Below are 10,498 nucleotides of genomic sequence, written 5' to 3'. Positions count from 1 at the left end.
GACCCCCGCCCCCCGCCCCGAAAACCGCTGGGAGCGCGCCCGCCGACCGCGTATCGTCTCGGCGGACTTCCGGGCCAGGGGCGCGGCGGCGGACATGAGGGCTCGGCGATGAACAGGGTGACGCGATGACGGACTTCGGCCTGGTGCACGACCCTTCCCGCTGGCAGGAGGGCTTCGAGCGGCGGCTGCGCGCGGCGTACGACTCCGCCGGGCATCCGGCCGCCGCCGCGGAGCGCCGTATCGAGGAGGTCCGGGCCGACGAGGCCCGGCGCACGGTCGCCGAACTGACCTCGGACGGCGGCGGGACGGTGGGCTGGGTCGCCGTGTCCCTCGACGAGGACGAGCCGGGCTCCGCCCTCACCGGCCGGATCGTGGACCTCTGGATCGATCCCGCGCACCGGGGGCGGGGACACGGCGAGGCCGCCCGTACGTGGGCCGAGGACCGATGCGCGGCGGCGGGGGCCACCCGGCTGACCGTACAACTCACCGAGGCGGACCCGCTGTTCGCGCACTACTCCGTCCGGGGCCAGACGCGCCTGCGCCACCTCGCCGGGCCGGCCCGGGACGTCACGCCACCTCCCGAGGCAACCCCGGCCCGTGAAGCCACGCCGGGCCGCGCGGCCGGGCCCGCCCTCACCTCCCGCCCGATGACGGCGGACGAGTACGGCCCCTGGCTGGTGGCGGGCAAGGACGAGTACGTCGCCGACATCGTCCGCTCCGGGTCCCTCACCCCCGACGAGGCGCGGGCCAAGTCCGACCGCGACTTCGCGGACCTCCTGCCCGCCGGACCGGCCACCCCCGACCACAACATCGTCGTCCTGGAGGCGGCGGGCGCCCCGGTCGGCACCCTCTGGCTCAAGCACCACCACCTCCCGGGGGTGACCTTCGGCTTCTCGCTGGAGATCGACGAGAACCGGCGGGGCGAGGGGTTCGGCCACGCGTCGATGGCGGTCGCCGAGAACGAGACCCTTGGCGCGGGCGACTCGGTGCTGATGTTCAACGTGTTCGGCGGGAACACCGTCGCGATGGGCCTGTACGACGTGTCGGGCTACCGCGTGGTCCTGGAGCACCGCTACACCGCGCTGCCCCGCGAGGCTCCTGACGCCGGGTTGTGAGCCGGCCGCCCCCGTGCCGCACAATCGAGCCTCGGTCGTCGTGATCAACACAGCAGGGGGAGACGCATGGTCGGGGCAGAGAAACGCGGCGGGCGCGGGCGGGGACCGGTCCGCGACCGCCTGGCGGCGGCCTTGCTCGCCGTGAGCGTCCTGGCCGGCGTCGCCGGATGCACCGGCGGCGGTACGGCCGACAACAAGCCGTCCCCCGCCGCCTCCCCGGCGGGCCCGCCGCCCCGCACCGAACGCCAACTGACCGCCGCCGCCCTCTCCGACGGCGAACGGGCAGGCGTCTACACCGTGTCCACGTACCCCCTCGGCGGGCCCCTCGACACGGACTACACCGCCGCCCCCGCCGTCTGCCAGCCCCTCGTCAGCCTCGCCCCCGGCGTCAGCGGATTCCGCCCCGCCGCCGAGGTCGGCCGCCGGGCCGAGGACCCCCGCGAGACGCTGGGCGTCACCGTGGACGTCCGGCTGCGCTCGTACGCGGGACAGGGCGCCGCCCGCGTGATGAAGGCCCTCACCACCGCGGCCCGCGCCTGCGCCGGCGGGTTCACCGAGGACCGGCTCTCCCTCGTGCGGGCGACATACCTCGCCGTGGAAACCGTCAAGCCGCCGCATCTGGGGGACGACTCCGTCGCGTACCGCTTCACGATCCGCGACGTCCGGGGCGAGAAGAGCGGGGAAAGCGGGAAGAGCGAGAAGAGCAAGAAGAAGCTGTACGAATACCTGACCGTCGTACGATCCGGCCCCACCACGCTCTCCTTCCGCGCCGAGGTCACCGGCACGAAGGCCACCGGCACGAAGGACATCGGGACGAAGGACGCCGGCGCGGTGCCCGTCGACGTGATCCGCGCCCAGTGGGCCAAGTTCGACGCCTCCTGACCGGCGTCCGCGGGTCCTGATTCGGTCGTGTGGAGGGGCGCGCTGTCCTGACACGGCGTCGATGGGGCAAGAATGGGGCCCATGAGCGACAGCCCAGCCCCTCTCGCGGACCCGCACATCGCCTTCGACACGGCAGAAGGCCGCCGGGACATCGTCGTCCTCGGCTCGACAGGCTCCGTCGGCACCCAGGCCATCGACCTGGTCCTGCGCAACCCCGACCGCTTCCGCGTCACCGCGCTGTCCGCCGCGGGCGGCCGGGTGGCGCTGCTCGCCGGACAGGCGCGGCGGCTCGGAGTGCGTACGGTCGCCGTCGCGCGCGAGGACACCGTGCCCGCGCTCAGAGAGGCCCTGCGGGCGGAGTACGGACCGGGCGAGCCCCTCCCCGAGATCCTCGCGGGACCGGAGGCCGCCACCGAGCTCGCCGCGTCCGACTGCCACACCGTGCTCAACGGCATCACCGGCTCCATCGGCCTCGCCCCCACCCTGGCCGCCCTCGAAGCCGGCCGCACCCTCGCCCTCGCCAACAAGGAATCGCTGATCGTCGGCGGCCCCCTGGTCAAGGCGGTGGCGAGACCCGGCCAGATCATCCCCGTCGACTCCGAGCACGCCGCGCTCTTCCAGGCCCTGGCCGCCGGCACCCGCGCCGACGTCCGCAAGCTGGTCGTGACGGCCTCCGGCGGACCCTTCCGGGGCCGTACGAGAGCGGAGCTGGCGGACGTCACCCCCAAGGACGCGCTCGCCCACCCCACCTGGGCCATGGGGCCGGTGATCACGATCAACTCGGCGACCCTCGTCAACAAGGGTCTTGAGGTCATCGAGGCACATCTGCTGTACGACATCCCGTTCGAACGGATCGAGGTCGTCGTCCACCCGCAGTCGTACGTCCACTCGATGGTGGAGTTCACCGACGGCTCCACCCTCGCCCAGGCCACCCCGCCCGACATGGGCGGACCGATCGCCGTGGGACTCGGCTGGCCCCGGCGCGTCCCGGACGCGGCCCCCGCCTTCGACTGGACCAAGGCGTCGGCCTGGGAGTTCTTCCCGCTCGACACCGAGGCCTTCCCCTCGGTCGGGCTGGCCCGGCACGTCGGTACGCTCGGGGGTACGGCTCCCGCGGTGTTCAACGCCGCGAACGAGGAGTGCGTGGACGCTTTCCTGGGGGGCCGGCTCCCGTTCAACGGCATCATGGACACGGTCACCGAGGTCGTCGCGGAGCACGGGAATCCCCTCACGGGAACCTCGCTCACCGTGCCGGACGTCCTTGAAGCGGAGACCTGGGCCCGTGCCCGGGCCCGGGAACTCGCGGTAAAGGCGACAGCGGAGGCTCGCGCATGACGATCCTGTTGACGATTCTCGGCATCGCCGTGTTCGCCGTGGGACTGCTGATCTCCATCGCGTGGCACGAACTCGGCCACCTCTCCACGGCCAAGCTCTTCGGCATCCGCGTGCCCCAGTACATGGTCGGCTTCGGGCCGACGGTGTGGTCACGCAAGAAGGGCGACACCGAGTACGGCCTCAAGGCGATCCCGCTCGGCGGGTACATCCGCATGATCGGCATGTTCCCGCCCGACGCCCAGGGCCGTATCGAGGCCAGGTCCACCTCGCCGTGGCGGGGGATGATAGAGGACGCGCGCTCCGCGGCCTTCGAGGAGCTGGAGCCGGGCGACGAGACGCGCCTCTTCTACACACGCAAGCCGTGGAAACGCGTCATCGTGATGTTCGCGGGCCCGTTCATGAACCTGATCCTCGCGGTCGCGATCTTCCTCGGCGTGTCCATGAGCTTCGGCTTCGCGACCCAGACCACCAAGGTCGCCGGTGTCCCGAAGTGCGTCATCGAACAGAGCGAGAACCGCGAGGCGTGCGCCAAGGGCGACCCCGTGTCACCCGGGTACGCCGCCGGACTCCGTACCGACGACCGGATCGTGGCGTTCAACGGGCAGCCCGTCAAGGACTGGTCGGCGCTCTCCGACCTGATCCGGAAGACCACCGGACCCGCCACCGTCACCGTCGACCGCGACGGTACGGAGAAGGTCCTGCACGCCACCCTCGTCTCCAACCAGGTCCTCGCGAAGGACTCCGACGGCCAGGCCATAGAGGGCGACTACGTCACGGCCGGCTACCTCGGCTTCATCTCCGCCACGGAGATCGTCCCGCTCTCCTTCACCGACTCCGTCGACCGGATGGGGACGATGCTGGAGGACGGGGTCGACTCGATCGTCGCCCTCCCGTCCAAGATCCCCGATCTGTGGAACGCGGCCTTCGACGGCGGCGAGCGCAAGGCCGACTCCCCGGTCGGCGTGGTCGGCGCGGCCCGCATCAGCGGCGAGGTGATGAACCTCGACCAGCCGACGCCGAACCTGATCGCGACCCTGCTCTTCGTGGTCGCGAGCTTCAACCTCTCGCTGTTCCTCTTCAACATGCTGCCGCTGCTGCCCCTCGACGGCGGGCACATCGCGGGGGCGCTGTGGGAGGCGGCCAGGCGCAACCTCGCCCGGCTCTTCAAGCGGCCCGACCCCGGCCCGTTCGACGTGGCGAAACTGATGCCCGTGGCCTATGTCGTCGCCGGCATCTTCATCTGCTTCACCGTGCTGGTCCTGATCGCCGACGTGGTCAACCCCGTCAAGATCAGCTGATTCTCCCGCTTCGCCACGGCCGGACACCTTTCGTGTCCGGCCGTTGGCCTTTGGGTGGACTTTTCGCGGCGATGTGCCCCGGCGTGGCGGCGTGGCGTAATCTCGGGGTTCCGGAGCCCGCCGGTCCCGCCCGGCCGGGCCGCCCGGCCGGTCAGTCCGACCAGCCGGTCCGACCACCCAGTCCGATCCGCATCTGAACCACACCTTGGGGTTGCACACCAGATGACTGCAATTTCTCTCGGAATGCCCGCCGTTCCGACGAAGCTCGCCGAACGAAGGGTCAGCCGCAAGATCCAGGTCGGATCGGTCGCGGTCGGCGGGGACGCGCCGGTGTCGGTGCAGTCGATGACGACCACCCGTACGTCGGACATCGGCGCGACGCTCCAGCAGATCGCGGAGCTGACCGCCTCCGGCTGCCAGATCGTCCGGGTGGCGTGCCCGACGCAGGACGACGCGGACGCGCTGGCGACCATCGCCCGCAAGTCGCAGATCCCGGTGATCGCCGACATCCACTTCCAGCCGAAGTACGTCTTCGCGGCGATCGACGCAGGCTGCGCGGCGGTACGGGTGAACCCGGGCAACATCAAGCAGTTCGACGACAAGGTCAAGGAGATCGCGAAGGCGGCCCGGGAGACCCGGACGCCCATCCGGATCGGCGTGAACGCCGGATCCCTGGACGCGCGCCTCCTCAAGAAGTACGGCAAGGCCACCCCCGAGGCCCTCGTCGAGTCGGCGCTGTGGGAAGCCTCGTTGTTCGAGGAGCACGGCTTCCAGGACATCAAGATCTCGGTCAAGCACAACGACCCGGTCGTGATGGTCAACGCGTACCGCCAGCTCGCCGCCCAGTGCGACTACCCGCTGCACCTCGGCGTCACCGAGGCCGGGCCGGCGTTCCAGGGCACGATCAAGTCCGCCGTCGCGTTCGGCGCGCTGCTCAGCGAGGGCATCGGCGACACCATCCGCGTCTCCCTGTCGGCCCCGCCGGCCGAGGAGGTCAAGGTCGGCATCCAGATCCTGGAGTCGCTCAACCTCAAGCAGCGCCGCCTGGAGATCGTCTCCTGCCCGTCCTGCGGCCGCGCCCAGGTCGACGTCTACAAGCTCGCGGACGAGGTGACGGCGGGCCTCGACGGCATGGAGGTGCCGCTGCGCGTCGCCGTCATGGGCTGCGTCGTCAACGGACCGGGCGAGGCGCGCGAGGCCGACCTCGGCGTCGCCTCCGGCAACGGCAAGGGCCAGATCTTCGTCAAGGGCGAGATCATCAAGACCGTCCCCGAGTCGAAGATCGTGGAGACGCTCATCGAAGAGGCGATGAAGATCGCCGAGCAGATGGAGCGCGACGGCATCCCCTCCGGCGAGCCCGAGGTCTCCGTCTCCGGCTGACCGGCCGGCCGCCCGCCCCGACCCGGCCGGCACCCTCCCCTCACCGGACCCCCTCCGGACTCCACCGCGAACTCCCACCGGATCCCGCGTCCCCGCACCACCGGGGCCGCGGGATCCGCTGTACGGGGGGCGGCGCTCCGCCCGGCCGCCAGGTACAGTGCGGAGATCAGCAGACCGTTCGGTGAGGCCCTCGTGTTGACGCACACCACCACCCGGGTCCTCGAACCCAGCGAACTCGGCGCGGCGCTCGCCATCCTGGAGAGCGATCCCGTCACGAACGCCTTCGTGACCTCGCGCGTGCAGGTCGCCGGGCTCGACCCCTGGCGCCTCGGCGGCGAGATGTGGGGCTGGTACGCGGACGGGCGCCTGCGCTCGCTCTGCTACTCCGGCGCCAACCTCGTCCCCATCTGCGCCACCCCCGAGGCCGTACGCGGCTTCGCCGACCGTGCCCGCAGGACCGGCCGCCGCTGCTCCTCCATCGTCGGGCCCGTCGAGGCCACCACCCAGCTCTGGCGCCTGCTCGAACCCAACTGGGGCCCGGCCCGCGAGGTCCGAGCCAACCAGCCGCTGATGGTCACCGAACACCTCCCCGCGACCGTGCCGCCCGACCCGCTCGTCCGCCGGATCCGCAAGGACGAGCTGGACGTGATCATGCCGGCGTGTGTCGCCATGTTCACCGAGGAGGTCGGCGTCTCCCCGCTGGCCGGCGACGGCGGGCTGCTCTACCAGGCGCGGGTCGCCGAACTCGTGGGCGCGGGACGGTCGTTCGCCCGGATCGAGGACGGCAAGGTCGTCTTCAAGGCCGAGATCGGCGCCGCCACCCCGCGCGCCTGCCAGATCCAGGGCGTCTGGGTCGACCCCGCCCACCGCGGCCGGGGCCTGTCCGAGACCGGCATGGCCGCCGTCGTACGGTACGCGCTCACCGACGTCGCACCGGTCGTGAGCCTGTACGTCAACGACTACAACACCCCCGCCAGGGCCGCCTACCGGCGCGTCGGGTTCCGTGAGGTCGGCGCGTTCATGAGCGTGCTGTTCTGAGCGTGCCCCGCGGTCAGTAGGGTTCGGCCCATGCTGAGCATCCCCGGGGACAACCCCCGGACCCCCGACGTACAGGTGGGCCCGGTCGACCTCGCCGCCCGCGTCGACGAGGCACTCGCTGTGCAGGCGCTCGCCTTCGGGCTCAGCGACGACGAGATCGAGGTACGCCGCCACATCGTGCTGCGGCACCTGATGTACCCCGGCTGCCGCGCGCTCGGCGCGACCACGGACGACGGGCGCCTCGTCGGGTTCGTGTACGGGCTGCCGAACGACCGCGCGCACTGGTGGTCCTCGGTGGTCGAGCCGTACCTCCGCTCGGCGGGCACCGACAGCTGGCTGGACGACACGTTCGTGATCACCGAACTCCACGTCCACCCCGGCTTCCAGGCCCGGGGCATCGGCCGCGCCCTGATCACCACCCTCACCGACGGCGCGGCCCAGCCCCGGTCGATCCTGTCGGCGATCGACATCGAGAGCCCGGCCCGGCGGCTGTACCGCATGCTGGGGTACGAGGATCTCGCGCGGCGGGTGCTGTTCCCGAGCGCTCCGAAGCCGTACGCGGTGATGGGCGCGCACCTGCCACTGCGCAGGCCCTAGGGCGCTTCCCGGCCCTGTCCTGGCGGGAGAGCCCGCTCTTACTGATTTCCGCCCGCCGGTACCGCCCGGCTAACCTCCAGGCATCAGCCGAGAGAACGCAGGAGTGCTCCCCATGTCCCAGGTCCAGCGCATGTCCCGATTGATGGCCAAGACATTGCGCGACGACCCGGCGGACGCCGAGACCCTCAGCCACAAGCTGCTCGTCCGCGCCGGTTACGTACGCCGCACCTCCGCCGGCATCTGGAGCTGGCTGCCGCTGGGCAAGAAGGTGCTCGACAACATCTCGCGCGTCGTCCGCGAGGAGATGGACGCGATCGGCGCCCAGGAGGTGCTGCTGCCCGCGCTGCTGCCCAAGGAGCCGTACGATGCGAGCGGGCGCTGGGACGAGTACGGTGACCTGCTGTTCCGCCTCAAGGACCGCAAGGGCGGGGACTACCTGCTCGGCCCGACGCACGAGGAGATCTTCACCCAGCTGGTCAAGGACCAGTGCTCGTCCTACAAGGACCTGCCGGTGATGCTCTACCAGATCCAGACCAAGTACCGCGACGAGGCCAGGCCCCGCTCGGGTGTGCTGCGCGGGCGCGAGTTCCAGATGAAGGACTCGTACTCCTTCGACACCACGGACGAGGGCCTAGCCGAGTCGTACGCGCTGCACCGCGCCGCGTACCAGAAGATCTTCGCCCGCATCGGCCTCGACTTCCGGATCGTCTCGGCGGTGTCCGGTGCGATGGGCGGGTCCGCGTCGGAGGAGTTCCTGGCGCCGGCGGCTGCGGGCGAGGACACGTTCGTGGACTGCCCGAACTGCGACTACGCGGCCAACACGGAAGCCGTCACCTTCGCCTTCACCCCGCCCGCCGAGGCCGTCGAGCACGGGCCCCTGGAGGAGCTGGACACCCCCGACACCCCGACCATCGAGACGCTGGCCGCGCACCTGGGCGTGCCCGCCTCCGCGACGCTCAAGAACCTGCTCGTCAAGATCGACGGCGAGATCACGGCGGTGGGCGTGCCCGGCGACCGCGAGGTCGACCTCGGCAAGCTCGGCGAGCACCTCGCGCCGGCGGTCGTGGAGGTCGTCACGGCCGAGGACTTCGAGGAGCGGCCCGACCTGGTACGCGGGTACGTCGGCCCGCAGGGCCTCAAGATCCGCTACATCGCCGACCCCCGGATCGCGGCGGGCACGGCGTGGGTGACGGGCGCGAACAAGCCCGACACGCACGCGCGCAACGTGGTGGCCGGGCGGGACTTCGAGGTGGACGAGTACCTGGACGTCGTCGTGGTCGAGGAGGGCGATCCCTGCCCCGCGTGCGGTACGGGCCTCAAGCTCGACCGCGCGATCGAGATCGGTCACATCTTCCAGCTCGGCCGCAAGTACGCCGACACCTTCCAGCTCGACGTGCTGGGCCAGCAGGGCAAGCCCGTGCGCGTGACGATGGGCTCGTACGGCATCGGCGTCTCCCGCGCGGTCGCGGCGCTGGCGGAGCAGTCCGCCGACGACAAGGGCCTGTGCTGGCCCCAGGAGATCGCACCGGCGGACGTACACGTGGTCGCGGCGGGCAAGGCGCTCCAGACGGAACTGGCGCTGGACGTCGCGGAGCAGTTGGCGGCGGCGGGGCTGCGGGTGCTGGTGGACGAGCGGGCCGGGGTCTCGCCCGGCGTGAAGTTCACGGACGCGGAGCTGATCGGCGTACCGCACATCCTGGTGGCGGGGCGGCGTTCGGCGGAGGGCGTGGTGGAACTGAAGGACCGCCGCACGGGGGAGAAGGAGGAGCTGTCGGTGGCGGACGCGGTTTCGCGCCTGAGCGCCTAGCGCGTGCGGGGGCCTCTCCCGATGTCCCTGGGGCCCCGACCAGGGCCTCCGCCCTGGCCCCCTCCGACACAACGCCGCCTGCCGTACCGACTTAGGGGGCTCCGCCCCCGGCCCCCGGCGCCTCAATCGCCGGCGGGGCTGAATGTGCCCTCCGGGCATGGGCCCCGCCGGCGCTGCCGAGCACCGCTTCGGGAATCGGCCGACGCACCTACTTCGGGGGCTCTGCCCCCGGACCCCCGCGCCTCAATCGCCGGCGGGGCTTGATATGCCCTCCGGGCATGAGCCTCGCGGGTGGTGTCGAGCAGCTTCGGGGATCGGCCGGCGTACCTGCTTCGGGGGCTCTGCCCCCGGCCCCCGCGCCTCAATCGCCGGCGGGGCTTGAGGTGCCCCCGGGCTCAGCCGTGCCGGTGGTGCCCGGAGGGCAACTTCGATCTCGCAGGGCCCACAGGGAAGATTGGGGCTCAGCAACCACTCAAGCCCGTCCGGCGTTTGAGGACATACGCGCGCAGCGCGTGCGGGACAGGGCAGGCCGGGGTGGATCAAGCCCGTCCGGCGTTTGAGGACAAACGCGCGCAGCGCGTGCGGGACGCGGCGGGTCGTGCCGTGCCTGGGCAGCAGGGCAACCCCAGCCCGTCCGGCGATTGAGGACACCCTCGCGCGGCGCGGTCGCCGGGGGACCGCTACAGCCAGCTCGCGTACTCCAGCAAGACCTCCGCGTCCTGGCGACGCCCCACCGCCACCGCCCGCGCACCCGACTCCACCGCCCGGAACAGCGCCCACCCCCGCAGCCGCTCCTGGTCCATGTCCAGGGACTCCGCCAGCCGGCGGACCCGGCGGCGCGTAGACGACGCGCCGGGGGCCGCCGCCACCAGGTCCTCCACCCGGTCCCGCGCCAACCGCGCCAAGTCGTATGCGCGCTCCCCGACCACCGGCTCCGGACCCACCGCCAGCCACGGCGACCGGTCGCCCGCCAGCACCTTGCCCTGCCGGAACGCCCCGTGCAGCAGCAGCGCCTCGGGCGCCGACGCGCACAGCTCGTCGCGGGC

9 protein-coding genes are annotated in these 10,498 nt (G+C 71.8%); 8 read left to right on the top strand and 1 reads right to left on the bottom strand.

Features of this window, described 5'->3' with window-relative positions:
* Positions 1–125 precede the first annotated feature (125 nt).
* From GT042_RS17440 to GT042_RS17405, 8 genes are all read left to right on the top strand, one after another.
* Positions 126–1,115 (top strand): GNAT family N-acetyltransferase, encoded by a 990-nt coding sequence (locus GT042_RS17440; RefSeq protein ID WP_161309634.1) that lies wholly within the window; start codon positions 126–128, stop codon positions 1,113–1,115.
* Between the two features lie 66 nt (positions 1,116–1,181).
* Positions 1,182–1,997 (top strand): hypothetical protein, encoded by an 816-nt coding sequence (locus tag GT042_RS17435; protein ID WP_161309633.1) that lies wholly within the window; start codon positions 1,182–1,184, stop codon positions 1,995–1,997.
* Between the two features lie 81 nt (positions 1,998–2,078).
* Positions 2,079–3,332, top strand: coding sequence for a 1-deoxy-D-xylulose-5-phosphate reductoisomerase (gene dxr, locus GT042_RS17430; protein ID WP_161309632.1), 1,254 nt, complete (start codon positions 2,079–2,081; stop codon positions 3,330–3,332).
* Positions 3,329–4,630, top strand: a complete 1,302-nt coding sequence (locus GT042_RS17425; RefSeq protein ID WP_161309631.1) for a site-2 protease family protein — start codon at positions 3,329–3,331, stop codon at positions 4,628–4,630. Before dxr ends, GT042_RS17425 begins: the two co-directional genes overlap by 4 nt.
* A 222-nt stretch (positions 4,631–4,852) precedes the next feature.
* On the top strand, positions 4,853–6,010 hold the full coding sequence (gene ispG, locus GT042_RS17420) for a flavodoxin-dependent (E)-4-hydroxy-3-methylbut-2-enyl-diphosphate synthase (RefSeq protein ID WP_161309630.1): 1,158 nt from the start codon (positions 4,853–4,855) through the stop codon (positions 6,008–6,010).
* 192 nt (positions 6,011–6,202) lie between these two features.
* Positions 6,203–7,048: a GNAT family N-acetyltransferase gene (locus tag GT042_RS17415; RefSeq protein ID WP_161309629.1), complete on the top strand. Its 846-nt coding sequence runs from the start codon at positions 6,203–6,205 to the stop codon at positions 7,046–7,048.
* Between the two features lie 30 nt (positions 7,049–7,078).
* Entirely contained in the window at positions 7,079–7,645 is a 567-nt protein-coding gene (locus GT042_RS17410; RefSeq protein ID WP_161309628.1) for a GNAT family N-acetyltransferase, read from the top strand.
* A 112-nt stretch (positions 7,646–7,757) separates the two neighbouring features.
* The gene (locus tag GT042_RS17405; RefSeq protein WP_161309627.1) at positions 7,758–9,452 is read left to right on the top strand and encodes a proline--tRNA ligase; all 1,695 of its coding nucleotides are present in this window, start codon (positions 7,758–7,760) and stop codon (positions 9,450–9,452) included.
* 680 nt (positions 9,453–10,132) lie between these two features.
* Here the strand turns inward: GT042_RS17405 and GT042_RS17400 are convergent.
* On the bottom strand, positions 10,133–10,498 hold a 366-nt coding region (locus GT042_RS17400; RefSeq protein WP_237530885.1), incomplete at its 5' end, for an aminoglycoside phosphotransferase family protein.

It is taken from the genome of Streptomyces sp. SID3212 (assembly GCF_009865405.1).
In the GTDB taxonomy this organism is placed as follows: Bacteria; Actinomycetota; Actinomycetes; order Streptomycetales; family Streptomycetaceae; genus Streptomyces.
The sequence above is the reverse complement of the archived record's forward strand: the minus strand, read 5'-3'. Positions and strand labels throughout refer to the sequence as shown.

Coding starts and splice junctions, on each gene's coding strand:
- GT042_RS17440 (WP_161309634.1), top strand. CDS start 126: ATGACGGACTTCGGCCTGGTGCACGACCCTTCCCGCTGGCAGGAGGGC.
- GT042_RS17435 (WP_161309633.1), top strand. CDS start 1,182: ATGGTCGGGGCAGAGAAACGCGGCGGGCGCGGGCGGGGACCGGTCCGC.
- ispG (WP_161309630.1), top strand. CDS start 4,853: ATGACTGCAATTTCTCTCGGAATGCCCGCCGTTCCGACGAAGCTCGCC.
- GT042_RS17425 (WP_161309631.1), top strand. CDS start 3,329: ATGACGATCCTGTTGACGATTCTCGGCATCGCCGTGTTCGCCGTGGGA.
- dxr (WP_161309632.1), top strand. CDS start 2,079: ATGAGCGACAGCCCAGCCCCTCTCGCGGACCCGCACATCGCCTTCGAC.
- GT042_RS17405 (WP_161309627.1), top strand. CDS start 7,758: ATGTCCCAGGTCCAGCGCATGTCCCGATTGATGGCCAAGACATTGCGC.
- GT042_RS17410 (WP_161309628.1), top strand. CDS start 7,079: ATGCTGAGCATCCCCGGGGACAACCCCCGGACCCCCGACGTACAGGTG.